General features: G+C 68.6%; 26 protein-coding genes. 10 read left to right on the forward strand and 16 right to left on the reverse strand.

Features of this window, described 5'->3' with window-relative positions; genetic code table 11:
• The first annotated feature begins 364 nt into the window (after positions 1-364).
• From ACIA12_RS06630 to ACIA12_RS06640, 3 genes are all read left to right on the forward strand, one after another.
• Positions 365-1,492 carry a phosphotransferase enzyme family protein gene (locus ACIA12_RS06630; protein ID WP_396365803.1) on the forward strand — a complete coding sequence of 376 codons (1,128 nt, stop codon included), beginning with the start codon at positions 365-367 and terminating at the stop codon, positions 1,490-1,492.
• Positions 1,493-1,624: 132 nt separating this feature from the next.
• On the forward strand, positions 1,625-1,951 hold the full coding sequence (locus tag ACIA12_RS06635; protein WP_396365805.1) for a YciI family protein: 327 nt from the start codon (positions 1,625-1,627) through the stop codon (positions 1,949-1,951).
• On the forward strand, positions 1,948-3,180 hold the full coding sequence (locus tag ACIA12_RS06640) for an RNA polymerase sigma factor (RefSeq protein WP_396365807.1): 1,233 nt from the start codon (positions 1,948-1,950) through the stop codon (positions 3,178-3,180). The genes ACIA12_RS06635 and ACIA12_RS06640 overlap by 4 nt, the downstream gene beginning before the upstream one ends.
• Before the next feature lie 22 nt (positions 3,181-3,202).
• Here ACIA12_RS06640 and ACIA12_RS06645 read toward each other — a convergent pair whose 3' ends face one another.
• From ACIA12_RS06645 to ACIA12_RS06660, 4 genes are all read right to left on the reverse strand, one after another.
• Positions 3,203-3,916, reverse strand: coding sequence for a VOC family protein (locus ACIA12_RS06645; RefSeq protein ID WP_396365809.1), 714 nt, complete (start codon positions 3,914-3,916; stop codon positions 3,203-3,205).
• Between the two features lie 75 nt (positions 3,917-3,991).
• A complete protein-coding gene (locus ACIA12_RS06650) occupies positions 3,992-4,819 on the reverse strand; it encodes a phosphotransferase (protein WP_396365810.1) in 828 nt (275 codons plus the stop codon).
• The gene (locus ACIA12_RS06655) at positions 4,816-5,313 is read right to left on the reverse strand and encodes a GNAT family N-acetyltransferase (RefSeq protein ID WP_396365812.1); all 498 of its coding nucleotides are present in this window, start codon (positions 5,311-5,313) and stop codon (positions 4,816-4,818) included. Before ACIA12_RS06655 ends, ACIA12_RS06650 begins: the two co-directional genes overlap by 4 nt.
• Positions 5,291-5,857: an isochorismatase family protein gene (locus ACIA12_RS06660; protein ID WP_396365814.1), complete on the reverse strand. Its 567-nt coding sequence runs from the start codon at positions 5,855-5,857 to the stop codon at positions 5,291-5,293. The genes ACIA12_RS06655 and ACIA12_RS06660 overlap by 23 nt, the downstream gene beginning before the upstream one ends.
• 114 nt (positions 5,858-5,971) lie before the next feature.
• On the opposite strand from ACIA12_RS06660, the gene ACIA12_RS06665 reads away from it, so the two are divergent.
• Complete coding sequence (locus ACIA12_RS06665) at positions 5,972-6,922, forward strand: helix-turn-helix transcriptional regulator (protein ID WP_396365815.1); 951 nt, start codon at positions 5,972-5,974, stop codon at positions 6,920-6,922.
• Here the strand turns inward: ACIA12_RS06665 and ACIA12_RS06670 are convergent.
• Positions 6,904-7,374, reverse strand: a complete 471-nt coding sequence (locus tag ACIA12_RS06670) for a GNAT family N-acetyltransferase (RefSeq protein WP_396365817.1) — start codon at positions 7,372-7,374, stop codon at positions 6,904-6,906. The two genes, ACIA12_RS06665 and ACIA12_RS06670, sit on opposite strands and share 19 nt — an antisense overlap.
• A gap of 95 nt (positions 7,375-7,469) precedes the next feature.
• On the opposite strand from ACIA12_RS06670, the gene ACIA12_RS06675 reads away from it, so the two are divergent.
• Positions 7,470-8,339 carry a toxin-antitoxin system, toxin component gene (locus ACIA12_RS06675; protein WP_396365819.1) on the forward strand — a complete coding sequence of 290 codons (870 nt, stop codon included), beginning with the start codon at positions 7,470-7,472 and terminating at the stop codon, positions 8,337-8,339.
• A gap of 41 nt (positions 8,340-8,380) precedes the next feature.
• Here ACIA12_RS06675 and ACIA12_RS06680 read toward each other — a convergent pair whose 3' ends face one another.
• Genes ACIA12_RS06680 through ACIA12_RS06700 form a run of 5 tightly spaced genes read right to left on the reverse strand, consistent with a single transcriptional unit; the run spans position 8,381 to position 12,722 of the window.
• Complete coding sequence (locus ACIA12_RS06680; RefSeq protein WP_396365821.1) at positions 8,381-8,803, reverse strand: nucleoside deaminase; 423 nt, start codon at positions 8,801-8,803, stop codon at positions 8,381-8,383.
• Positions 8,800-9,648, reverse strand: coding sequence for an LLM class flavin-dependent oxidoreductase (locus ACIA12_RS06685; protein WP_396365822.1), 849 nt, complete (start codon positions 9,646-9,648; stop codon positions 8,800-8,802). The genes ACIA12_RS06680 and ACIA12_RS06685 overlap by 4 nt, the downstream gene beginning before the upstream one ends.
• 55 nt (positions 9,649-9,703) lie before the next feature.
• Positions 9,704-10,144, reverse strand: coding sequence for an OsmC family protein (locus tag ACIA12_RS06690; protein WP_396365823.1), 441 nt, complete (start codon positions 10,142-10,144; stop codon positions 9,704-9,706).
• Positions 10,145-10,174: 30 nt separating this feature from the next.
• A complete protein-coding gene (locus tag ACIA12_RS06695; protein ID WP_396365825.1) occupies positions 10,175-10,828 on the reverse strand; it encodes an SDR family oxidoreductase in 654 nt (217 codons plus the stop codon).
• 19 nt (positions 10,829-10,847) lie between these two features.
• On the reverse strand, positions 10,848-12,722 hold the full coding sequence (locus ACIA12_RS06700; protein ID WP_396365827.1) for a propionyl-CoA synthetase: 1,875 nt from the start codon (positions 12,720-12,722) through the stop codon (positions 10,848-10,850).
• 71 nt (positions 12,723-12,793) lie between these two features.
• Between ACIA12_RS06700 and ACIA12_RS06705 the strand changes: the two genes are divergently transcribed.
• Positions 12,794-13,711, forward strand: coding sequence for a threonine/serine dehydratase (locus ACIA12_RS06705; protein ID WP_396365829.1), 918 nt, complete (start codon positions 12,794-12,796; stop codon positions 13,709-13,711).
• Here the strand turns inward: ACIA12_RS06705 and ACIA12_RS06710 are convergent.
• Both ACIA12_RS06710 and ACIA12_RS06715 read right to left on the reverse strand, forming a co-directional pair.
• On the reverse strand, positions 13,697-14,137 hold the full coding sequence (locus ACIA12_RS06710) for a GNAT family N-acetyltransferase (RefSeq protein WP_396365830.1): 441 nt from the start codon (positions 14,135-14,137) through the stop codon (positions 13,697-13,699). The genes ACIA12_RS06705 and ACIA12_RS06710 overlap by 15 nt on opposite strands.
• Before the next feature lie 52 nt (positions 14,138-14,189).
• Positions 14,190-14,819: a rhomboid family intramembrane serine protease gene (locus ACIA12_RS06715; protein WP_396365831.1), complete on the reverse strand. Its 630-nt coding sequence runs from the start codon at positions 14,817-14,819 to the stop codon at positions 14,190-14,192.
• A gap of 251 nt (positions 14,820-15,070) precedes the next feature.
• Between ACIA12_RS06715 and ACIA12_RS06720 the strand changes: the two genes are divergently transcribed.
• On the forward strand, positions 15,071-16,258 hold the full coding sequence (locus tag ACIA12_RS06720; protein WP_396365832.1) for a Cmx/CmrA family chloramphenicol efflux MFS transporter: 1,188 nt from the start codon (positions 15,071-15,073) through the stop codon (positions 16,256-16,258).
• Here the strand turns inward: ACIA12_RS06720 and ACIA12_RS06725 are convergent.
• The 4 genes from ACIA12_RS06725 to ACIA12_RS06740 form a co-directional block, all read right to left on the reverse strand.
• Positions 16,211-17,623, reverse strand: a complete 1,413-nt coding sequence (locus ACIA12_RS06725) for an APC family permease (protein WP_396365834.1) — start codon at positions 17,621-17,623, stop codon at positions 16,211-16,213. The two genes, ACIA12_RS06720 and ACIA12_RS06725, sit on opposite strands and share 48 nt — an antisense overlap.
• A gap of 60 nt (positions 17,624-17,683) precedes the next feature.
• Positions 17,684-18,313: an HNH endonuclease family protein gene (locus ACIA12_RS06730; RefSeq protein WP_396365835.1), complete on the reverse strand. Its 630-nt coding sequence runs from the start codon at positions 18,311-18,313 to the stop codon at positions 17,684-17,686.
• Positions 18,314-18,376: 63 nt separating this feature from the next.
• Positions 18,377-19,141 carry a YaaA family protein gene (locus ACIA12_RS06735; protein ID WP_396365837.1) on the reverse strand — a complete coding sequence of 255 codons (765 nt, stop codon included), beginning with the start codon at positions 19,139-19,141 and terminating at the stop codon, positions 18,377-18,379.
• Positions 19,141-20,085: an aldo/keto reductase gene (locus tag ACIA12_RS06740; RefSeq protein WP_396365838.1), complete on the reverse strand. Its 945-nt coding sequence runs from the start codon at positions 20,083-20,085 to the stop codon at positions 19,141-19,143. Before ACIA12_RS06740 ends, ACIA12_RS06735 begins: the two co-directional genes overlap by 1 nt.
• Before the next feature lie 58 nt (positions 20,086-20,143).
• Here ACIA12_RS06740 and pepN point away from each other — a divergent pair, with 58 nt between their 5' ends.
• The 3 genes from pepN (at position 20,144) to ACIA12_RS06755 (ending at position 24,897) form a co-directional block, all read left to right on the forward strand.
• Positions 20,144-22,600: an aminopeptidase N gene (gene pepN / locus ACIA12_RS06745; protein ID WP_396365840.1), complete on the forward strand. Its 2,457-nt coding sequence runs from the start codon at positions 20,144-20,146 to the stop codon at positions 22,598-22,600.
• Positions 22,601-22,813: 213 nt separating this feature from the next.
• The gene (gene sepH / locus ACIA12_RS06750; RefSeq protein WP_396365842.1) at positions 22,814-24,193 is read left to right on the forward strand and encodes a septation protein SepH; all 1,380 of its coding nucleotides are present in this window, start codon (positions 22,814-22,816) and stop codon (positions 24,191-24,193) included.
• Positions 24,194-24,486: 293 nt separating this feature from the next.
• On the forward strand, positions 24,487-24,897 hold the full coding sequence (locus ACIA12_RS06755; RefSeq protein ID WP_363821099.1) for a hypothetical protein: 411 nt from the start codon (positions 24,487-24,489) through the stop codon (positions 24,895-24,897).
• The last annotated feature ends 14 nt before the right edge of the window (positions 24,898-24,911 follow it).

The raw sequence follows: 24,911 nt of genomic DNA on the forward strand, positions 1-24,911 counted from the left end.
GCCTCCTGGAGACGACACGGCCGCGGCAACCACAGCGACTCTGCCGCCACGGCGCTCTGAGAGCCGCTGACAGAACTCGTCGTCCGGCGTCGAGGCAAGAATCAGCTCGAAAACAGCTCGTGACCGCTCTCCTGAGCCTTCTCCCCGAATGTCCGATAACTGACATTATGTCAACTAGTACGGATCCGGGCCCTCTCCTAAGATGAGGTTCTGGCGTCGGCCGACGCCCAGCCTCTGTGGACCTCCCCCAGCGAAGTCCTCGAGAAGGCGAAGGGGAATCCGCCCTCAAGGCCAAGTGTTGGTGTCCAGGCCTGGATCGAGTGTCGCGTCGCTGGGGGGCGAAGACATGTCGAGGAGGCTTGTCATGACCAAGCAAGGCAGTTTCAAGCGCGCCGTCCGGGATCGGGCCCGCGCGACCGGACAGCGGTATACCCAGGCACTTGCCGATCTGGAGCAGATCAACCGATCGCCGTTCGCGCGGAATCGGCCGTTCGGGAGCGTCGACCTCAAGATCCATCTCGAGGCTCGGTACGGGATTCGGATCAGCTCGCTGGCGCCGATCGACGACGATCCTGCCACCCGGCCGCGTGGTTCGTGGCCGGGTCACTATCCGTCGACGTTGGTCGTCCGTCGGGAGGACGGTCCCCCGTGGATCGCCCGGGTGTTCTCGTCGCCGGCAGATCAGCTCGCTCGGGTTGAGGGCGACGCGGAGATCCTGCGGTTTCTGGCTGCGCACGACTTCCCCGCCGAACGGATCGCGCACGATGAGCCTGTGTCGACGTTCGACGACAGCGGGGTGATCGTCACCCGGTTCGTCGACGGCGGACGCCCGGGCGCCGAGGACGACGATCCCGCCGAGGTCGCATATGAACTGGGTAGCCTGCTCGGGCGATTGCATGCACTCCCCCAGGCCGACGGCGCGGTCGCCAGAGACGGCGGTGCGGAGGAAGCCGACGGCGGCTTCTATGTAGGCAGACCGAAACAAGATCTGGCCGCGGCGATGAGCTTCCTGGCCAGCGTCGAGGACAAGGTCTCCCCCGCCGGCCGCGAGAAGTTCGACTGGCTGCGCGATCAGGTCGAGAACGCTGACGACGCCGAAGGACTGCCCGAGGCGATCACCCACAGTAACTACCACCTCTGGGCCGCCGTCGGCGTCCCCGGCGCGCTCACGATCGTAGGTTGGGCCGGCTCCGGGCGCGGTCCGCGACTACCCGCGCTCGCCTGGCTCCTGAGGACCACAGCCGAAGGCAACCCGGACAACATCGACGCAGTCGTGCGTGGCTACCGGCAGCACGTTCGGCTCAGCGACGACGAGTTGGAGCGACTCCCCCGCATCCTGAACATGCGAGCACTCTGGCTGGCCTGCCTCGACTACCAGGTGGCGGTGAACAACGGATCCACGCCAACCCTCAACGAAGGATGGCTGCAGCCGGGAAGCATCGAGTACGCCGAACGACTGGCAGCCCGCGCCGTCGCAGCACTGACCCGATGAGCCCGCCCCTTCTTTCTGGAAGGATTCGTCGGAGAAAGTTCTGAGCCTGTGTCGGATGGGGCTCCAGGAGTTCGTTGCAGGGGTGAGTGGCTGCCCGGCAGGGACGCCTGGAACCACAGGAGATGAGTTGAGATGCAGTATCTGGTTTCTGTGATCGCGGACGAGGCCACGCACGCCGGTACGCCCGAGGAGCGCGCGGCCATCGATGTGTTCAACGATCGGATCATCGCCGACGGCAACTGGGTCTTCGCCGGTGGGCTCGCGGCGCCCAGCGCGGCCACCGTGATCGACAACCGCGGGGCCGAGCCGGTGTTCACCGACGGGCCGTTCGTGGAGTCGAAGGAGTTCCTTGCCGGCTTCTGGGTGATGGAGGCGGCCGATCTCGACGAGGCGCTCAAGCTCGCCGCCGAGGGGTCGAAGGCCTGCAACCGTCGCGTCGAGGTGCGGCCGTTCCTGTGAGCGAGGTCGAGGCGGCGATCACCCGGGTCCACCACGAGGAGTGGGCGCGGGTGGTCGCCTCCCTGACCAGACGGTTCGGTGATCTCGACATCGCCGAGGAAGCGGCTGCCGAGGCGTTCGCGGTTGCCGTCGAGAAGTGGCCGGCCGACGGCGTACCGCCGAATCCCGGCGCCTGGCTGACCACCACCGCCAACCGCAAGGCGATCGACCGGATCCGCCGGGAGAGCAAGCGCGACGACAAGCACAAGGAGGCTCAGATGTTGGCCGACGACGAACCACCCGAGTCCCTTGGCGCGATCGACGACGAGCGGCTCCGGCTGATCTTCACCTGCTGCCACCCGGCGCTCGCGATGGAGACCCGGATGGCGCTGACGCTGCGGATGGTCGGCGGGCTGACTGTGCCCGAGATCGCCCGGGCGTTCCTGGTGCAGGAGACGGCGATGGGTCAGCGGATCACCCGCGCGAAGGCGAAGATCAAGGCGGCCCGGATCCCCTACCGGGTGCCGTCTGCGGAGGATCTGCCGGCACGGGTGTCTGGCGTACTCGCCGTGCTGTTCCTGGTTTTCAACGAGGGGTATCTGGCGACTGGTTCCGAGACCGATCCTGTACGTCACGAGCTGACCGCCGAGGCGATCCGGCTCACCCGGTTGATCCGGGCGCTGATGCCGGACGACGGTGAGGTCGCCGGGCTGTTGGCGCTGATGCTGCTGACCGAGGCGCGTAGTGCCGCTCGGGTGTCCGCGACCGGTGAACTGGTGACGCTCGTTGAGCAGGATCGTGGGGCCTGGGACGTGGCGATGATCGATGAGGGGCATCGGCTGGTGCGCGAGCGGCTGGCTGCTGGGGTTGCTCCGGGTCGCTATCAGATCCTTGCGGCAATCAATGCCGTGCACACGTCGGCTCGCGCGGTCGGTGATACCGATTGGTCGCAGGTGGTTGCGCTGTATGACCAGCTTGTACGCCTCGACTCGTCGGCGATCGTCGCGCTCAACCGGGCGATCGCCGTCGCTGAGCTCGACGGTCCGGAGGTCGCGCTGGCGGCCGTCGATCGTCTCGAGGACAGGTTGGCGGGTTATCACGCGTACCACGCGACTCGCGCCGACTTCTTGCGGCGGTTGGGGCGGAGTCAGGAGTCGCGGGCCGCCTACGACAAAGCCATCGAACTAGCAGGCAACACAGCCGAAACCGCCTACCTGATCCGCCGCCGGGACCAGCTCGGGCGAGGTTGATTGACCGGGCTACCTGAGTGGATCACTGGGGTGCGAGGACCGTGAACTCGTTGCCGTCGGGGTCGGTCATCGGGATCGAGCCGTCTTCCCCAGGGTCGGTTTCGCTGCGTTTGGCGCCGAGGGAGATCAGGCGGTCGACCTCGGTCTTCTGATCGCTGCCGGCGGGTGGGGCGATGTCGAGGCGTAGCCGGTTCTTGGCGGTCTTCGGTCGTACCGGCGGGCCGCCCCAGCTGATCTTCGAGCCGCCCTGGGACGACTGGATCGCCGTCTCCTCGTCCTGGTCCCAGACCAGCGGCCAGCCCAGCGCCTCACTCCAGAAGTACCCGACCGTCTGGCTGCCGTCGGAGGACAGCGCGCCGATCACTCCGGTGTCGGCCAGGAAGTTGTTACCCGGCTCGATCACGCAGAACTCGTTGCCTTCGGGATCGGCGAGTACGACGTGGCCGTCGTCGGGCGTCTGGCCGATGTCGATGTGCCGGCCACCCAGCTCCAGCGCCTTCGCCACCTTCTGCTGCTGGCCCTCGAGCGATTGACTGGTCAGATCGAAATGCATCTGGTTCGGCTCGGTCTTCGCCTCGTCGGTCGGCTGGAACCGGATCTGGAACTCGGTGTCCCCACCGGCCAGCAACGTGACACCGTCCTCGGCCACCTCGCGGCCCAGCACACCGGCCCAGAACCGGGCGAGCCGGACCGGATCATTCGCATCGAACTCGAGCGCCACCAGCTGGGAGGTCATACTCGCGACGCTAGGTGCTCCGCCCGTCACCGAGCAACACAATTAGATGAGAACACCTCCCCTGCCTCCCACCCTTCAGCCGGCGAGGACTTCGGTGATCATGCGGAGGCCTTGTTGTTCGAAGTCGTCGGCGCCGACCTGGTGGGCCCAGGCGGTGGTGCCGATGGCTTCGCGGACGCGTTGGCGGTGCCAGGTACCGGGGTCTCGGGGGTCCGTGCCGTAGCCGCTCAGGAAGGCGGTCTCCAAGGCCGGGTCGGTGCGGAACTGCTGGGCCGCCAGGCGGCCGAAGTCCGTGTACGCCGGGCGGAGGCGGGCCCGGCCGAAGTCGATCACGCTGACCGTGCCGTCGTCGATCAGCCAGTTGCGTGGTTGCCAGTCGCCGTGCGTCGGGACCAGCTCGGTGGTCGGTGTCGGCCAGGTGTCGATGAGCTTGCGGAGCTGGTCGACGATGTCGGGCGCGATCCGGTGCGGCTGGGCGAGCCAGAAGAGCGCCTTCTCGTTCTCCCCCGCCTCGAAGTCATCGGCGACGGCGGATTGGCCGTGGAGCTGGGCCAGTAGTTCGCCGGCTTGGCGGTAGGTCTCTGGATCGCGTTCGTGGTCGGTGCCCTCGACCAGTTGCCCCGGTAGGTAGCGGGTGAGGAGCAGCTTGGCTCGCTCGTCGCCGTGGACGAGTTCCGGTGCGCGGCGGTGGGCGGTCCACGGTTTCAGCCAGGCCCGATGCGCCTCCAGTTCATGGGCGATGTTGCCGTCGGCGTCGTCGCCCGCCTTGACGACGTACTGCTCGCCCTCGTGCATCAGCTCCAGCACGGTCGTGCCGACGAGTCCCCAGCTGAGGTCCTTCACCACCTCGGCCCGTGGCAACCACTCCGCCAGAAGCTCCCGCTGCCGCTGATCCAAAGTCATGCCGCAAGTCTGCCCATCACCTGAACTCCAGGCCGAAGCACCCCGAGTTTCCACCACCCCGCGGACAGATAGAGCCGGACCGCCGGGTCGTCAGGAGAGTCGGTGGTGCTGAGCAGGCAGCGGCTGGTGACGGATTCGAGCAGCTTGTCGTGCAGCGCGCGGCCGACCCCTCTGCCGCGGTAGGCAGGCAGGACCGCAAGCTCGACGAACTCGAAGTGTCCGCCGACCCATTCATCGGTGATGGCAGCCGGCAGCGCTTCGCAGACCAGGTCACTCCAGTACTGCCCTCGCTGACCCGTATATCCCCAACCGAACCCGACGACACCCGGCCCGTCGACCGCGGTGACGAGTCGGTAGCCGTCGCGGGTGGCGTGCCGGTCGTACAGGTCGGTGCGCCAGTGGTCGAAGGTGTCGAAATCGCCGAAAACCTCTTGGTAGATCGGCCAGATCTCGTGGGCCAGGTCTGACGCGTCAGTGTGAAGGTGAATCTCCAAGGCCTACCTCCGCGGTCGTGGCGATGCCGGCCGTGCGGCCCGGGGCTTGGTGGTTTTCCCAGTAGAGGTTGGTATGGGCGATGACCTTGTCGGGAGTCGGGGCGCCCCACTCCGAGAGGTCCTCGGTGGTGTGGGCGTCGCTGACCAGGAGGGTGTCGTAGCCGCGGACGATCGCGCCGTGCAGGGTCGAGCGGATGCACTCGTCGGTCTGGGCGCCGGTGACGACCAGGCGGCCGATCTTGCGGTCGGCGAGGATGGACTCGAGATCGGTGTCCTCGAACGAGTCCGGGTAGCGCTTGTGGACGACAGGCTCCGACTCCCCCAGCTTCAGCTCGGGGACGTACTGCCAGCCGTCGCTGTCGATCGGCATGTGCTCGCTGGAGTGCTGCACCCAGACCACCGGTACGTCGCCGGCGCGCGCCTTGTCGACCAGGGTGGCGATGTTCGCGACCACGGCGTCCCGGTCGTGGGCACCCTCCATCACGCTGTTCTGCACGTCGATCACGATCAGCGCGGACTCCGTCCGGCCCTCCAGCGTCGTCATCGCGGTCCCCTTCCACCCACTCGCCGACTGTTGGTGCCCATGCTAGGAACGGCCGCCGACAAAACTCAGCCAAAGTAGTCACCGGGTGAGCAGTTTGTTTGACAGGATCGGTGCATGCGGGCTGATCGGTTGGTGGCGACTCTGTTGCTGATGCAGGCGCGCGGCCGGGTGACCGCGGCCGAGCTGGCCGAGGAGCTGGAGATCTCGGTGGCGACGGCGCGGCGGGATCTGGAGGCGTTGTCGACGGCCGGGATCCCGGTTTATCCACAGCCTGGGCGCAACGGTGGATGGTCGTTGCTGGGTGGCGCACGGACCGATCTCACCGGGCTCAACGCGACCGAGGCGCAGGCGCTGTTCCTACTCGTCGGCCCCGCGGCGTCGGTTGCGCCGGAGGCGAAGGCCGCGCTGCGGAAGTTGGTGCGGGCGCTGCCCGATACGTTCCGCGCGGATGCCCAAGCCGCCGCCGAGTCCGTCGTGATCGACCCGGCGCGCTGGGGTGAACACGTCAAGGAACGGCCCGAGTTGGTCCGCCGGTTGCAAGATGCCGTCGTCCGGCGGGTCAAGGTCAGACTCCGGTACGTCGGCCGCGGCCGGGCCGAGTCGGAACGGCTGGTCGATCCACTCGGGCTGATCGACAAGGACGACATCTGGTACCTGATCGCCGGGACAGAGAAGGGCCAGCGCACCTTCCGGGTCGAGCGGATCACGGAGGCGGAGCTCACCGGCGTACCGGCTGAGCGGCCGGACGACTTCGATCTGTCCGAGGCGTGGAGCCGGGTGGTGGAGGAGATGGAGCAGCAGCGGTCGTTGCTGGCTGCGACGTTGCTGATCGAGGAGCGCTACCTGTGGGTGATGCAGGATCGGCACGGCCGGCATGTCGAGGTCGTCGGGCCGGTCGGTGACGGGAGGATCAAGCTCCGGCTGACCGCGCCCAGTCCCCTGATGATCGCCCAGCATCTGGCCGGCTGGGGCGCGATGGTCGAGGTACTGGATCCGCCGTCCGTCCAGGCCGAGCTGGCCCGGCTCGGCAAGGAGCTGGCGGCTCGTTACAGCGGGACCGAGTAGATGATGAAGCCGCGGTTCTCGGCGACCTGGTCGTAGAGGCGGCGGGCGGTCGTATTGGATTCGTGGGTCGACCAGTAGACGCGGCCGCAGTTCTGGGTGCGGGCCCAGTCGGTGACGGCGGCGATCAGCGCGCGGCCGACGCCACGTCCGCGCGCTGCCGGGGCGGTGAAAAGGTCTTGCAGGTAACAGGAATCGGCCGACGTGGTGCTCGCGTGGGTGAGGAAATGGACGATCCCGACCAGCTCGCCATCGATTCGGGCGGCCAGCGCATGCATTCGGGTGCCGGTGGTGAATTCGGCCCAGGAATGGTCGAAGAATTCGGCCGGCATGGTCCGTCCGTAGAACTCGTTGTAGCCGGCGAAGAGCTCCTCCCAGGTCTTGCGGTCAGCCGGTTCGAGCGGGCCGATGGTGAGGTTGGCGGGCTTTTCGAAGGCTGCGGCTGACTCGGTCACCAGGTCACCGTTTCATACCGGAGGGTGCTGGTGAGCCGGGCCGGTGAGTAGGGTGCGGTGTCGGTTTTTCCCGAATCGAGTTAACAGGAAACTTTGTGACCACTACCCCGCCGCCCGGCCCGCCGTACCCTCCGCACCCGCAGCAACCGGGCCAGCACCCTCAGCAATTCCCGCAGTACGGCCCACCCCCGGGACAGCCCCAGTACCCGCCACCGCAGCCCCACTACGGGCAGCCGGGGCCGGGTGGGCCGCAGCCGCAGTACGGGCAGCAGCCGTACGCGCAGCAGAACTACGCGCCGCAGCAACCGGGTCAGCCGGGGCAATACCCGCAGGGGCAGCAGTTCGCTCAGGGGCAGCCGGGTCAGCCGCTGCAGTGCCGGTTCTGTGGTGGGGCGCCGGCTGTTGAGGCGACTGTGCGAGGGCATCAGGGGTTCCTGGTGATGATGCGGTTCCTGAAGCTGCAGGGGCCGTTCTGCAAGACGTGTGGCACCGCGGCGACCCGTGACATGACCGCGAAGAGCATGTGGCAGGGCTGGTGGGGTGTCGGGTCGATGATCATCAACCCGATCACGATGCTGATGAACCTCGGCACCTCCTCGAAGTTCAAGAACCTGCCCGAGCCGGCCCCGAACCCGCCCGGCCGCCCGATGGACCCGGGCAAGCCGCTGTTCAACCGCCCGGCCGTGCTCGGTCTGCTGATCCCGATCGCGCTGATCGGGCTGATCGTCGTCGCCAACCTGAACAAGGACCCCGAGGCAACGATCGGCTCCTGCGTCTACAACAAGGGCACCGCGGACAAGCCCAACGTGAAGGTCGTCGACTGCTCGTCGAGCGACGCTGACTACAAGGTGATCGGCAGGCTCGACAACACCGTGGACGGCGACCAGTGCGCCAAGTTCCAGGACTCGACCGTGTCGTACACCGACCGGAACGCGAAGTACACGCTCTGCCTGACGCCTAACTAGTACTGCGCTCTGCCCGGCCGGCCGGGCTGGGCAGAGCCAGGTCAGTTGTAGTAACCGTCCACGGGCACCCGCGCCTCGTCGTACAAGGCTGGGCCCTCCTGTGGCACCGCAGCGAAGCCACCGCCGGGCTTGAGTCCGTTGAGCTGCTCACCGGACAGCGCATAGACGACGCGGCCGAGCCCTGAGCGCTCGATGGCACCGGTGCACATGCCGCAGGGTTGGCAGCTCGTGTACATCGTGGTGGCGGCGGCCGCGTCGGCATCCAGCTCCCGTGCGGCCCACTTGGCCAGCTTGAGCTCCGGGTGGGCGCTGATGTCGTTGTCGGTGATGCTGGTGTTGTGTTCCTCGGCGATCACCGTCCCGTCGGGACCGACCAGCAGCGAGCCGAACGGCGGGTTGCCGGACTCCCGGGCCGTCGTGGCCAGGCCGATCGCACGGCGCAGGAAGTCTTCTGCTGAGGTCACTGTCGCTCCACTCGCTCCTTGGACGCCGCGACGGTCGCGAGGTCCTTCCAGGCGTTCTGCGGCCGCTCGGTCTCGGCGGGGTCGCCGCCGAACGGGTCCAGTACTACGGTCGTCGCCCCGAGCTGCCGGAGCTGCTGGAGATCGCCCAGCACCTGGTCGAGCGATCCCTCCCCCGCCACTCGCTCGGCCTCCGGCAACGGCTGCGTGGTCAACCGAAGTACGATCCGGGGCGCGAAGTCCGGTACCGGCAGGCCTTCCTCGCCAGCCAACTCCTTCAGCCGATCGAGCCCGGTGCGCATCCAGTCAACGCTGCGGCGCAACGGATGCCAGGCATCTCCGAGCCGTACTGCGCGACGCAGGCCGGCGTCGCTGCTGCCACCGACCCAGATCGGGATGTCACCGGCGCGGTAGTCGGAGTCGTCCGACCAGGCGGCGCGGACGTCCCGGATCAGCTCGTCGGTCAGCTTGCCGCGACGCGTGAAGTCGACGCCGAGCGCCTCGAACTCCTGCCGCGCCCATCCCACGCCGAGCCCGAGTACGAACCGCCCGCCACTCAGCGCGTTGAGGTTGGCCGCCATCCGGGCGACCAGCAGCGGGTGCCGGTACGGCGCGATCAGTACCGTCGTCCCGAGGCCGATCGTGGTGAATCCCGCTAACCAGCTCAGCGTGGTGAAGGGCTCGTAGAAGGGCGCCGGGTACTGCGAGGCCACGTCGGGGGTGATCGCGACGTGATCGGAGACCAGCAGCCGGTCGTAGCCGAGCCCCTCGACCGTCTGGGCCCAGTCACGGAGCCGGCCTGGGTCGGTACCGGGGCCGAAGTTGGGGACGTTCACACCGAGTTGCACGCCCTCAGGCTAGCCAGCCAAGAGGCCGTGCCCGAGGGATTACAGCGCCCCGGAGCTATGAGGCGGGTTGGTCGAACAGCGTCGTGGTGACCGGGGTGCCCAGTTCGACTGTGCGACTGACCGTGCAGAGGCGGTCGTGGGACATCTTGACTGCACGGGGCAGCGCCTCGCGGGCCTGGTCGCCGTCCTCGCCTTCGGGGAAGGTGATGGTGAACTCGACCGCGAGGTTCTCGAGGCGGTTGCCTTGTTCGGTGTCGCGGACCTTGTCGCCGCTGACCGTCGCGCGGAACTCGGTCGGCTCGGCGCGGCGGCTCGTCACGATGTCGACGTCGATCGCCGAGCAGGTGCCGATCGCCGCGAGCAGCAGCTCTACCGGGGTGAAGTCGGTGTCGGCGCCGGAGCCGACCGACATGCTGCCGCCACGGACGTTGCGGACCTCGTACTTGCTGTTGGCCGTGCGCTCGAAGTGCACGGACCGGTGGTTGTCGTCAGCCATGTCGATCGCAATCTGTTGCTGGTAGCAACGTCAGAGAGTGGCCAGTGCCTCGGCGACCGGGGTGTCGCCGCCGATCAGTTCCAGGGTCCGGCCGATCGAGGCCGGGGTGTCGCACAGGCCGGCCAGGACGAGCGCGACGTCGTCGCGGGTGATCCTGCCGCGACCGGTCTGGTCCGCGAGCAGCACCAGGCCGGTACCGGGGTCGTTGGTCAGCGAACCCGGGCGCAGGACGGTCCAGTCCAGTCCGTCGCGGGCGCGCAGGTCGTCCTCGGCCGCCTTCTTGGCCTTCAGATAGATGGTGAAGGAGTCGGCCGGGTCCATTTGCTCGTACCTGTCCGCGCCCATCGAGCTGACCTGGAGGTGACGCCGTACGCCGGCCTGCTCAGCCGCGTCCGCGAGCAGCCGGGCCGCGCCACGGTCGACGGTGTCCTTGCGGTCGTTGCCGCTGCCCGGACCGGCGCCGGCCGAGAAGATCGCGACGTCCGCGCCGGCCAACACCTTCGCCACCGACTCGACATCGGCCGACTCGAGGTCCAGTACCGCCGCCTCGCCGCCGGCCGCCGCGATGTCGGCCTCGTGCGCCGGGTTGCGCACCAGCCCGACGACCGAGTGCCCGTCCGCCGCGAGCAGCTTCGTCAGCCGCAGCGCGATCTGTCCATGTCCCCCAGCTATGACTACTCGCATACCCCGAGACTAGTTGAGGCTAGTGCCGGAGGATCGGGCGGAGGGCATCGAGCACGCTCGCGTCCTCGATGGTCGACGGGACCGGTTCGTCGCGGCCGTCGGCGATCCCGCGCATCGTCTTGCGCAGGATCTTGCCCGAGCGCGTCTTCGGCAGCGCGTCGACCACGGACACGTCGCGGAACGCCGCCACCGGACCGATGTCCCGGCGTACGGCGGCCACCAGTTCCTCCTGCAGAACAGCCGGCGAGATGGTCGCGCCCGCCTTCAAGACGACCAGCCCGCGCGGCAGTTGCCCCTTCAACGCATCGTGCACACCGATCACCGCGCACTCGGCCACCGCGGGGTGCGCCGCGAGGACCGCCTCCATGCTCCCGGTCGAAAGGCGGTGCCCGGCCACGTTGATCACGTCGTCGGTCCGGCCCATCACGAAGACGTAGCCGTCGGCATCGACGTACCCGGAGTCGCCGGTGAGGTAGTACCCGTCGAACCGGCTCAGGTAGTTGTCGATGTAGCGCTGGTCGTCACCCCACAGCGTCGGCAACGCGCCCGGCGGCAGCGGCAGCTTGATGGCGATCGCCCCCTCCTCCCCCGGAGGCAACTGGGTGCCGTCGGCATCGAGCACCTGAACGTCCCAGCCGGGCAGCGGCACGGTCGCCGACCCCGGCTTCACCGGCAGCGGCTCGAGTCCGCGCGGGTTCGCGACAATCGGCCAGCCGGTCTCGGTCTGCCACCAGTGATCGACGACTGGTACGCCGAGCTTGTCGTGAGCCCAGTGGTATGTCTCCGGATCGAGCCGCTCGCCGGCCAGGAACAGCGTGCTGAACGCCTCCAGCCGGTACTTCGCAAGCTCAGCCGCCTCGGGATCGACCTTCTTGATCGCCCGCAACGCGGTCGGCGCCGTGAAGAGGGCCTTCACGCCGTGGTCGGAGATCACCCGCCAGAAGGCACCCGCGTCCGGAGTACCGACTGGCTTGCCCTCGTAGAGCACGGTCGTGGCGCCGATGAGCAGCGGCGCGTAGACGATGTACGAATGCCCGACGACCCAGCCGACGTCGGAGGCGGTCCACCAGACGTCGCCGGGCTTGATGTCGTAGACGGCACCCATCGTCCAGGCGAGCGCGACGGCATGCCCGCCGTTGTCGCGGACGACGCCCTTCGGCTTCCCGGTCGTACCGGACGTGTAGAGCACGTACAGCGGGTCGGTCGCTGCCACTGGCACCGGATCGGCTGGAGTCGCACCAGAAACGGCGTCCTCCCAGGAGAGATCGCGCTCTCCGAGTTTCCCGGGGGCGATCTCGCGTTGCAGCAGCACGGTCCGATCGGGCTGATGGGTCGAGAGCTCCAGCGCCGCGTCGATGATCGGCTTGTACTCGACCACCCGGGCCGGCTCGATCCCGCAGGAGGCGGCGACGATCACCTTCGGCGTCGCGTCGTCGATCCGGGCCGCGAGCTCCTTCGGGGCGAACCCGCCGAACACCACCGAGTGGATCGCGCCGAGCCGGGCGCAGGCGAGCATCGTGATCACGGCTTCCGGGATCATCGGGAGATACACGATCACGCGATCTCCGGCTTCGACGCCGAGCCTGCGCAGGGCGCCGGCGAAGAGGGCGACCTCGTCGCGCAGTTCGGCGTACGAGTAGCTGCGGGTGATGCCCGTGACGGGTGAGTCGTAGATCAGAGCGGTCCGGTCGCCGAGCCCGGCCTCGACATGGCGATCGAGCGCGTTGTACGACGTGTTGAGCTCGCCATCGGGGAACCAGCGGTAGATCGGTGCCGCCGAGTCGTCGAGCGCTCGGGAGGGTTGCTTGGTCCAGCTGATCGCACGAGCCGCCTCCAGCCAGAACGACTCCGGGTCCGCCAGGCTGCGGCGGTAGCTGTCCTCGTACGCACCCATCGGATCGCCCTCCAACTCATGAGTGAAGCTCGAACCACGGTAGTCCTGATCGGCGTGGCAGGGTGGGACACATGACCGTGACCCCTGCCGACATCCAGCTCGCCGCCTACCGGATCGCCGGCCACCTCCGCCGTACTCCGGTACTGCGGGTGTCCCCGACGCTGACCTTCAAGCTGGAACTCCTCCAGCACGTCGGCTCCTTCAAGCCACGCGGCGCGTTCAATCGGTTGCTCGTCGCGAAGGAGCAAGGCGCGCTCACCGGCCAGGGCATCGTCACCGCCTCGGGTGGCAACGCGGGTCTGGCCGGCGCGTACGCCGCTCGCGAGCTCGGCGTACCGGCCCGCATCTTCGTCCCCACCACGGCGCCGGCGGCCAAGGTCGCGCGGCTGCGGACCCTGGACGCGGATGTCGTGCAGGTCGGGAACGAGTATGCCGAGGCCTACGAAGCCGCCGTCGCCGAAGCCGGCAAGTCGGGCGCGCTGCTGCTGCACGCGTATGACCAGCCGGAGGTCGTGGCCGGTCAGGGGACGATCGGGCTGGAGCTGCTCGAGGACCTCGACTTCGACACCGTGCTGGTCGCTGTCGGTGGCGGCGGCTTGATCGGTGGCATCGCAACCGCCCTCGGAGACCGCGCCCAGGTCATCGGTATCGAACCGGAGCTCGCTCCCACGCTCAACAAAACGCTGGCCGCGGGCGAGCTGGTCGACGTACAGGTAGGTGGCGTGGCGGCCGATTCCCTCGGTGCCCGCCGCTTCGGCGCCCTGGCCTTCGAAGCCGTCCAGGCGAACAACGTCAAGTCGGTCCTGGTCACCGAAGACTCCATCGTTGCCGCTCGCAACGAACTGTGGCGCGAGTACCAGCTCGCCGTCGAACACGGCGCCGCCGTCACCTACGCGGCCCTGCAGACCGGCGCCTACCAGCCGGCCACCGGAGAACGAGTCGTAGCCGTCATCTGCGGCGCCAACACCGACCTCTCAACAATCGGCTGAGCGCAGCGTGATGAAGGGGATCGTGTCGCCGGGCAGCAGGTAGCGCTCGGTCTCGACGAAGCCGTGCGCGAGGGCGAAGCGCAGGCCGTCCTGGTTCGACTCGAGCACGACCGTCTCCACCGAGTCGGCGAGCGCCTGGGCGTGCGGCAACTCCGCCAGGTAGAGCTGCTCGCCGAAGCCTTGCCTGCGGTGGGCCGGCAGTACCCGGACAATCAGCGTGGCGGCCGGCGTCTCGTCCTCGGGCGGGCGCACGGTCGCGCAGCCGACCGGTACGTCGCCGTCGTACGCGACCGTCAGGCGTCGGCGCTGCGCCCGCCCCCGGATGACGTCGAGCGACAGCGGGTCCGTCGGGATGATCTCGTTGTGCACGAACTGCCAGTCGGCCAGCGCTGGCCCGTCGGTGACGTGCTCGATCCGGAGGCTCACCGGCGCATCCAATCCCGGCACCGCGCGGGGAGTCAAGCCAGCTCGCGAGGTGTCAGATGACCGGGCGCTGGGCTGCGGTGACGGCCTTCGGGCGGTCGTCGGACAGGACCCAGGCGGCGAAGATGCCGGCCAGGCCGCCGCAGAGATGGCCCTGCCAGGAGATGCCGTCCTGCGGGAGCAGGCTGCTGAGCAGCGCGCTGCCCCAGACGACGATGACGATCACGCCGACCGCGACCTGGCCGAGCCGCCGGTTGAAGATGCCACGGGCGATCAGATACGCGGCGTACCCGAAGACCAGACCGCTCGCGCCGATCGTGATCGTGTGCGGTGGCGAGATCAGCCAGGTGCCGAACCCGCTGAGCGTCGTCACGATCGCCGTCACCGAGAACAGCCGCTTGGCGCCACTGATCGCGATCAGCGCGCCGAGGGTGACGAGCGGCAGCGTGTTGGAGATCAGATGCCCGAACCCGAGGTGCAGGAACGGCGCGGTGAGGATGCCGAACAGTCCGTCGGGGTCGCGGGCGATGATCCCGTACTGATCGAGCCGGCCGTTGAGGGCGGTGTCGACGGTCTCACTCAGCCACATCAGCCCGACGAGCAGGACCAGCAGCTTGAGCCCACTGCTGATCTTGGCGCCGTCGACGACGCCGCGGGTGCGTCGCGCTGGGGTCGGGTAGCTCATGTCCCAACTCTGCCCGATCCGGCCAAACCCGAACGCCGTGGCGCGCGCCGCGAATTCATCGACACGCCGGGGCGTACCGGTTGCAGGAAGCTGCAACAACTGTCCGGGGTCTGGGCGTGGCGCTGCGTGATCGGAGTCGCTCGGTCACACTGGTTGACACGGTCCCGATACTCGCCGTCACCACGGGCGACAGAGGTGACCGTTTCTGAGCCGCCCCTGTACGACCCAGAATCCGGAGGGAACACCCCGCGATGCCGATCGCCGTCTACATCCTGGGCCTGGCCATCTTCGCCCAGGGCACGTCCGAGCTGATGCTGGCCGGGCTGCTGCCGGAGCTGGCGGCCGACCTCGGCGTGTCCATCCCGGACGCGGGCCTGCTGATCTCGGCGTTCGCGGTCGGCATGCTGATCGGCGCCCCGGTCCTCGCGGTCGTCACGCTGCGCTGGTCGCGGCGTACGGCGCTGCTGGTCTTCCTCGCGCTCTTCGCGCTGAGCCACGTCGCCGGCGCGCTCACCCCGAACTACGAGTTCCTGCTGGTCACCCGCGTGATCGGTGCTTTCGTGTACGCCGGGTTCTGGGCCGTCGCCGCCGTGACCGCCGTCGGCCTCGTGCCGGTGACGTCTCGCGCCCGGGCGATGAGCGTCGTCACCGGCGGCCTCACGATCGCCACCATCGTCGGGCTGCCGGCCGGCACGATCATCGGTCAGCACTTCGGCTGGCGGGCCGCGTTCTGGACCGTCGCGATCATGTCGGTCTGCGCGATGGCCGGCATCCTGGCGACCATCCCGCTCGGCCGCCCCGACCCCAGCCGGACCCCACGGATCTCGACCGAGCTGCGCGCGATGGTAAACCCCCGCCTGTGGCTGTCCTACGCCACGACCGCGCTCGTCACCGCCGCGATCCTGGTGGTCTTCAGCTACCTCGCTCCCCTGCTCACCGACACGGCCGGCCTGCACCCGAGCGCCGTACCGGCCGTGCTCGCCCTGTACGGCGTGGGCTCGCTGATCGGCATCACGATCGGCGGCCGGTACTCCGATGCGCTGCCCTTCCGGACCCTGGCGGTCGGGATCACCGGGCTGTGCGCGATGTCGGCGACGCTCGCGCTCTGGGCGGGCACTCCGCAGCTCGCGATCGCGTCGATCTTCCTGCTCGGCGGCTTCGGGTTCGCGGTGAACCCGGCGCTCAACGCGCGGGTGTTCAGCCTGGCCGGTGACGCGCCGACGCTGGCGACGGCGGTCAACTTCTCGTCGTTCAACGTCGGCATCACGATCGGCCCGTGGATCGGCGGGCTGGCCATCGATGCCGGCGCCGGGTACGAAGCGCTCGGCTGGCTCGCGGTCGCGCTCGGACTCGCGGCGCTCGGCACGGTCGTCCTCGCCGCGCTGCTACCTCTAATTCACCGGACCGCTCGGGTCGAGGTGGCTCGGATCAAAGTCTGACTTGCGCTTGAACACGTACTTGTTCAGCAGCCAGGTGATCGCCCACAGCCCGACGCCGACGACCATCAGGTACCCGGCGATCTTGTAGTCGTCCTTCGCGCGGCCCGACAGCGGGCTGGCCAGGTAGACGCACAGGATGAAGCCGAGCACCGGCAACGCCGTCGGCGCGTGGAAGTGCCGGTGCTCGACGCGGTCGCGTCGCAGTACCAGGACGGCGACGTTGACGACCGCGAACACGCACAGCAGGAGGAACGCGGTGGTGCCGCCGAGCGCGGCCAGATCGGCGTACCCGATCAGGAAGAACGCGAGCAGGGTGGTGAACAGGATCGCCACCCACGGCGTGCGGCGCTTGTGCAGGACCCGGCCGAGCGGGCCGGGCAGGACCTTCTCGTGGGACATGCCGTAGAGCAGGCGGCTGGCCATCAGCATGTTGATCAGCGCCGAGTTCGCCACCGCGAACATCGTGATCCAGGCGAAGATCTGGAGCGGGAACCCCGGAGCGCCGGCCTGGATCACCTTCAGCAACGGGGTGGCGCCCTTGTTCAGCTCGTCGGGAGAGACCAGCGCGACCGCCGAGATCGCGACCAGAACGTAGATCACGCCGGTGATGCTGAGCCCGATCAGCATGATCTTGGGGAAGATCCTGACCGGGTCCTTGGTCTCCTCGGCCATGTTGACCGAGTCCTCGAAGCCGACCATCGCGAAGAACGCCAGCGCCGTCGCTGCCGTGACCGCGCTGAACGGCGACTCACCGGACGGCGTGTTGAAGTCGGTCAGCCGCGAAGTGTCGCCGTCTCCGTTGGCCAGCGCCCACGCGCCGATCCCGATCACGATCAGCAGACCGGACAGCTCGACCAGCGTCAGCACCACGTTCGCCTTGACGCTCTCGCCGACGCCGCGCAGGTTGACCAGCGCGATCAGCGCCATGAACGACAGCGCGGTGATCATCAGGATCGAGCCGTACGAGGAGTCGATCTTGACGGCCTTGAAGAAGTTCTCCGAGAACGCCTTCGACGCGCTCGAGGCCGAGGTCAGCCCCGAGCACATCACCGCGAAGGTGAGCAGGAAGGTGAGGAAGTGGATGCCGAAAGCCTTGTGCGTGTAGACCGCGGCGCCACCGGCCTTCGGGTATTTCGTGACGAGTTCGAGGTAGCTGGTCGCGGTCAGCATCGCGACGACGAACGCGCACAGGAACGGCAGCCAGACGGCACCGCCGACCTCGCCCGCCACCTTGCCGGTCAACGCGTAGACGCCGGTGCCGAGGATGTCACCGACCACGAACAGCAGGAGCAGTCCAGGGCCCATCACGCGTTTCAGTTCGGGACGGTCCTCGGTCACGGTGGGTGCACTGGCGCTGTCACTCATGCTGCCTCCCAGGTCTGTCACGCTGTGGTCAAACAGGGTAGACCGGGAGTAGCCGATTAATCAGCAGGCCGAGAGCATCTGCTGCAGAGCGGTCTTCTCGGCCGACTGCAGCGACAGGCCGTAGGTGTACTTCACCCAGATCCACTCGCGGGCGTAGATGCAGTGCACCGACGCGTTGGTGGGCTGCCACGACGCCGGGTCCTTGTCACCCTTCGAGCGGTTGCTCGACGCCGACACCGCGATCAGTTGCGCGATCGACAGGTTGTTGGCGAACTCCTCGCGCCTGGCGGTGGTCCAGGTGTTCGCGCCGGACTTCCACGCCTCGGCCAGCGGCACGATGTGGTCGATGTCGACGGCCGAGTCGTCGGTGAGGTAGACGGCGTCGTACACGCTGTACCACTTGCCGGCGGTCGGCTCGCAGTTGCTGTCGACGGTGACGCCGGTGCCGTCGCGCTTGAGGACGGTGTCGCGGGTGTCGCAGGTCCCCGAGACCGTGTGCCAATGCGGGAACAGGTCCCGGCTGTAACCGGTGGTGGAGCCTTCGGCCTTCACAGTCAGCGAGTTCAGCTGGGTCTGCGCAGTGCTGGCGGACGGTGGGGTCGGCGGATAGGCCAGTGCTGGTTGGGTACCGACGATCCAGGCTGTCGTCGCAGCGACAACACTGATCGAGCATGCAAGTAGGCGACGCATGCCTCAACCCTTCCCCGCCGGTGCTCCAGGGAAAACTACTCAGCGGTTAATGCCTGATGACCGTTAGTCGTGCTCCACCACGGTCAGGGTCCACGCCGGACCGGTCCGGTCGAGCTCGGCGTTCCAGCGGTCGGAGATGAGTTTGTGCAAGGCCTTCGGCGTACCGGGGTCCTTGCCCGACTCCAGCAGATGGCGAGCGACCAGCCCTCGCGTGTGCTTCGCGTTGTGCGAGACGACCGAGCGGACTCCCCCGCGCTCCCGCACGACGGACACCGACACCCACTTGGCCGCCTGCTCACCGGACGGCTTCCATGCGGCGGCGTACGTCGACGAACGACAGTCGACGATCACCGAGTTCCCGGCGACCGCCTCGAGCGTCGCGGCCAGCGGATCCCGCCACACCGACGCCAGCGGCCCGAGCCCTGGCAGCGTCGTACCCATCGACAGCCGGTACGCCGGTACGCGGTCCGCCATCCGCAACGCACCCCACGCCGCCGACATCACCAGCAGCCGCGTGTTGGCCCGCCGCTTGGTGCCAGGCGACAGCGTCGAGTAGCCCAGCGCGTCGTACAGGACTCCCGAGTACAGCTCGGACACCGGCACCGACGGCTCGGAACGCCACCGGGTGTTCCGCTCGACCTCGTTCGCCAGCGAAGCGCCGACGTTCAGTACGCCGTACGCGTCCTCGGTCGAACTCACCTTGGCCAGCGACTCCAGCACGGTCTCCCGGACGTCGTTGAGCTCGGGGAACGACAGCGAGGGCAGATCGACCGCGTTGCCGCGCGAGCGGCCGGACTTGCCCTCGGACGGTGGCAGCAGGATGAGCATCAGGTCAGCTCGTCCAGGGTTGCGAGGTCCTCGAAGGTCGGCTCCCACAGGCCGGCCGCGACGTTCTGCTCGATCTGCTCGGGCCGGGTGGCGCCGGCGATCACCGACGCGACGGTCGGCTGCGCCGCGAGCCCGCCGATGGCGACGTCCAGCAAGGTGAGATCGCGCTCGGCCGCGAACGTCTCGAGCGCCTCGATCTTGTCGAAGTCGGCGCGCGCCAGCCGCTCGGGCTGCTTGGCCAGGCGGGTGCCGGCCGGCGGCTCCGCACCACGCTTGTACTTGCCCGTCAACAGTCCGGACGCGAGCGGGAAGAACGGCAGTACGCCGATGCCGAGGTGCTCGCAGGCCGGGATCAGCTCGTCCTCGACCTCACGCTCGAGCAGGTTGTACCGGTTCTGCGCGCTGATGAAGTGCTGCGAGCCGTTCGTCCGGGCGGCCCAGTCGGCGTCGACCACCTGCCAGCCGGCGAACTGCGAGCTGCCCAGATAGCGAACCTTGCCCTCGGCAACCAGCTCGGACAGTGCCGTGAGCGTCTCCTCGATCGGCGTGACCTCGTCCGGCACGTGCAACTGGTAGAGGTCGATCCAGTCGGTGCCCAGCCGGCGCAGGCTCGACTCGACCGCCTTGCGGATGTACCGGCGGGAACCGCGGACCCCCCAGTCGGGCCCGTTCTCGCCCTTCATGTCGCCGCCGAACTTGGTGGCGATCACCACGTCGTCGCGGCGGGCGCCGAGCGCCTTGCCGAGGATCTCCTCGCTCGACCCCTGCTCGCCGCGGTACACGTCGGCGGTGTCGAACAGGGTGATCCCCGCATCCAGCGCGGCCCCGACGACAGCCTCGGCCTGGCCCGCGTCGATCCGGCCGCCGAAGTTGTTGCAACCCAGGCCGACCACACTCACGGTGAGGCCGGAGTCACCCAGCTGGCGATACTCCATCTCGGTCATGAGTGAACTGTATCGAGGCGACTGCCGGACGCTGGGATCACCGCATAGAGTGCACGGCATGCCGAGCCTCACCGTCGCCGGCGCCCGTACCCGGGCTGCCGCGCTCTCCGTTCATTCGTACGACGTCGACCTCGACCTCACCCAGGGCGAGCGGACGTTCGGATCGACCACCAGGATCGTCTTCTCTGCCGCCGAGCAGGCCAGCTGGCTCGACGTCAAACCTGACGAGCTGGTCTCGGTCACGCTGAACGGGACGCCGGTCGACGTGGCCGGACTGACCGACGGCCGGCTCGGCCTGACCGGGTTGCGCGCGGAGAACGAGCTCGTCGTGGTGGCGAGGATGCTCTACTCCAACGACGGCGAGGGCCTGCACCGCAGTGTCGACGCGGCCGACGGGCTGACCTATCTCTACGCGATGTCGTTCCTGGACGCCGCGCCCCGGTTCTTCGCGTGTTTCGACCAGCCCGACCTCAAGGCGCCGTACCGGATGACCGTGACCACGCCGGCCGACTGGATCGTGCTCGGCAACGGGGCCGCGACCCAGGTGTCGCCGGGGCGCTGGGAGCTGGCGGAGACGAAGCCGCTCTCGACGTACTTCGTGACGCTGGTGGCCGGGCCGTACCACCAGATCCTCGGTGAGCACGACGGCATCCCGCTCGGGCTGGTCTCGCGGCAGTCGCTGGCCGAGGCGCTCGACCGGGAGGCCGAGGACCTGTTCGAGGTGACCGGGCAGGCCTTCGACGAGTTCCACCGGCTGTTCGGGTACCGCTATCCGTTCGGCGAGTACCACCAGGCCTTCGTGCCCGAGTTCAACGCCGGCGCGATGGAGAACCCGGGCTGCGTGACGTTTCGCGACCAGATGGTGTTCCGGTCCGCGGTGACCGAGGGCGAGCGCAGCAACCGGGCCCGGACCGTCGTCCATGAGATGGCGCACCAGTGGTTCGGTGACACGGTGACGATGCGGTGGTGGAACGACCTGTGGCTGAACGAGTCGTTCGCGGAGTACATGGCCCACCGGGTGTCGACCGCCGCGACGCGGTACACGGACAACTGGATCGACTTCGGGTTCATGCGCAAGTGGTGGGGACTGCAGGCCGACCAGCGGGCGTCGAGCCACCCGGTCGCCGCCGATGCGGTCAAGGACGCCCTCGCCTCGCTCGACGACTTCGACGGCATCTCCTACGCCAAGGGCGCGGCGGTGCTGAAGCAGCTCAACGCCTACCTCGGCGACGAGGTGTTCCTGAACGGCGTGAAGGCCCACATCAACGCCAACGAGTTCGGCAACGCGACCTTCGCCGACCTGGTCGCCAAGTGGACCGAGGCCGGCGCGGTCGGCCTCGATGCCTGGGCACAGAACTGGCTCCGTACGCCGGGCATGGACACGATCACCGCCGAGCGCACCGCCACCGGCATCAAGCTCCACCGCAAGGCGCCGGCCGCTCACCCGGCCGACCGTCCGCATCAGCTGACCATCGGCGGGTACGACGAGTCCGGCCACGGCCTGTCCGTCCCGGTCCTGCTCGACGCCGACGAGGTCGAGGTCGCGCTGGACCCGTCGATCGCGGTCGTCGTCCCGGACGCGGCCGACGACACCTGGGCCAAGATCCGGTTCGACGCGCAGAGCCTGGGCAAGCTGCCCGCGGTGATGCCGAAGATCGAGGACGGGGTGACTCGCGCGGTCATCCTGAACAGCCTGCGCGACTCGATCGCCGACGCCGAGCTCGACCCACGGCTCGGCTTCGACGTGGTCCTCGCCGCGCTGCCGACCGAGACCAACGACATCGCCTTCAGCACGATGGCGGGCTGGGCGACCGCGGTACTGGGCCGGTACCTCCCGGTCGAGCCGTATCGCGCGCGGCTGACCGCCGTACTGGCTGACCGTCTTCAGTCCGTACCGGCGGGGAGCAGCCTGCAACTCGCTGTCGCTCGGCGTCTGGTCGCGGCGACCGATGATGTCGAGCTGCTGACCGGGTGGCTCGCGGGCGACGGCGTACCGGAGGGGCTCGCAGTCGATGCCGACCTGCGCTGGGTGATCACTCTGCAACTGGCGACGCTCGGTGCTGTCGACGATGCCGGGATCGACGCGGAGCTGGCTCGGGACGCGTCGTCGGAAGGTCTCGTGCACGCCACCCGGTGCCGCGCCGCGCTGCCGACGGCCGAGGCCAAGGAACGGGCCTGGGCGCAGATCAGCACCGACGCCGACATCGCAAACTACGAGCTGTACGCCGCGTGCGAGGGGTTCTGGCACCACTCCCAGGTCGAGCTCACGGCGCCGTACGTGGACCGGTACTTCGCGGAGATCGCGGGCACCGAGAAGCTGCGCTCGGGGTGGGTGGTCGCGCGGACCGCGCTGCTGGCGTTCCCGATCTATGCGATCGACGAGCGGGTCGCCGCTCTGGCGGCCGGACTGGCCGCCGACGAGGACGTTCCGGCCGGGATCCGGCGGGCTGTCGGCGATCACCACGACGATTTGCTGCGCGCGCTCGCCGTACGGGCCGCCTACCCGCTCAGGTGATCGGAGAACCGACCGGTTTGCGTCACCGCGATGTCGTGATCACTGGCGGTTGTGACTAGTGTGACTGATGTGACGACAAGGACCCTTCTGAGCAGGCAGAATGGGGATTTGTGACGCAACCTCCACACTGATCGGCGGGCACGGCGCGCCGGTCTTGGTCGAGGCGCAGGTATCGGGAGAGACTGTTCAGAACCGCACAGGAGAACATAGGCAATGCGCGAGGCGAGGCTCGTCGGTCTGAGCCAGGATGGCAAACAGCTCATCCTGGCGCTGGCAGAGACGGGTGAGGAGTTCGCCGTCCCGGTCGACGACCGGTTGCGTGCGGCCCTGCGCGGCGACCGTGCCCGACTCGGCCAGCTGGAGATTCAAATGGAGAGCGCGCTCCGCCCACGAGACATCCAGGCCCGGATCCGGGCCGGCGAGAGTCCCGAGGCGGTGGCTGCCGTCGCGCAGATGCCGATGGAGCGGGTGATGGCGTTCGCCGGTCCTGTACTGGCCGAGCGCGACCACGTCGCCAGCCTTGCCCAGCGCGCGTCCGTCCGCCGTCGTGGTGGTGGCGACGCTCCGACCCGCAACCTCGGCGCCTGGGTGACCGAGCGGCTGCGGATCCGTGGCGTCGACCCGGCTGCGGCCGAGTGGGATGCCTGGCGCCGCGACGACGGCCGCTGGGCTGTCCGGGTCTCCTACTTCGTGGAAGAGCACGACGAGAAGGTCGCCATGTTCGCCTACGACGCTCCGGGGCGCTTTGCGGTCCCAGACGACGACGAGGCGCGCTGGCTGGTCGGTGAGCAGGTGCAGGTGATCGCGCCGCAGCCAACGTCGGAGCGCAGGCTCACCGCGGTGGCCGACTTCGACCTGAGTCTGGCGCCAGATCACGGTGCGGACAGCTACGAGGCCGGCTTCGAGGACACGATCAGCCTGCCACGTGGTCGCGCGGCGCAGGCGGATCGCGACGCGAACCGAGACACCGGGCGTGGGTTCGGGCGCGACCCGGAGTACGGAACCGCCCGCGATGTCGAGCGCGGCCCACGACGGGTGCACTCCGTGCCGAGCCCGGACGAAGAGCCGACCCTGATCGACGTACCGATCGAGCCCCCACCAACCCTGCGCCCCGCCGTCCGCGCAGTAGAACGCCCAGCCCAGCTCCCGGTCGAGGCCCCGCCACTAGCCCCACCCGAAGAACGAGCCGCCGCCCCCGAAAACCGCTTCACCGAACGCCGCACCCCACCCCCGGAGCCCCGTCGCCCCGAGCAGTTCCAGCCCGCACCACGCGAGCAGGAGGCACGGCGACCGGAGCAGCCGCGGCAGGAGCCCGCTCGCCCCGCAGACCCGCGGCCTGCCGACGTACGGCCGAAGCCGGCCGATCCGCGTCCGTCCGATCCCCGTCCGGCCGAGCCTCGTCCTGCAGCTCCGAAGCCTGCGGATCCCCGGCGGCAGCCGGAGCCCGTTGCCGAACAGCCGGCTGTGGCCGCCGAACCGGCTGGTGAGGTTGCGCCTGCGGCTGAGGAGAAGAAGAAGCCGGCCAAGCGCGGGTCGAAGCGGGCCAGTGTGCCGAGCTGGGACGAGATCATGTTCGGCAAGAAGGCTGACTGAGCCGTACGACCTAACTGTGGCGCCGATCCCGTTCAGGGAGCCGGCGCCACAGTTCGTTCAGTTGAGGTAGAAGCCGGTACTGCGGAACGCCGCCCAGGTAGACCGTACGTGGGCAGGTGTCTCAGATGGCGGGCGTTGTTTGGCAGGGCCAGGTGGCGTCTGTCATAGTCTCCGCATGCGAATCCCGCTGTGTTGTTGCTGTTGTTGTCGCTGACGCGCGCCGTCTGAGGCGCGCGAGGCCCTGTCCTTTTCCCAGGCCCGCCCGCCGACACCAGCCACACAGGATTCCTGCGATGAACCTCTCCGCTCTGTCCGATCTCCTGGCCGCTCGCGGTCTGCGACTGCTGCCCGGCTCGCACCCGGTGCCCGTCGAGCTGCTCGTTCAGTTGCCTGATGCAACGATCGCGCGGTTCACCGCCCGCGGTACGACGCTGCGGCTGCGGCACTACTCCCCCGACGCGCTGAGGTCGATCGTGATCGCCGCCGAGTGCGGCTGCGGTGACCACCACCCGCAGACCGGCCCGGACCGCGTCACCCTGAGCGCGTTCGCGAAGCCGCTGTCCGAGCACGTCCTCGACGGCGAGCTGGTGTTCGGCTGGACCGGCTACGAGGCCGGCAGCCTTCGCCTGGCCGACGCACTCCCCCACTTCTTCACCCTGCTCCCGCTGCTGGAGCCCACCCGCACCCTCGTCAGCGTCGCCTGAGCCTGCCTGACCGG

The organism is Kribbella sp. NPDC051620 (assembly GCF_044453825.1).
Classification (GTDB): domain Bacteria; phylum Actinomycetota; class Actinomycetes; order Propionibacteriales; family Kribbellaceae; genus Kribbella.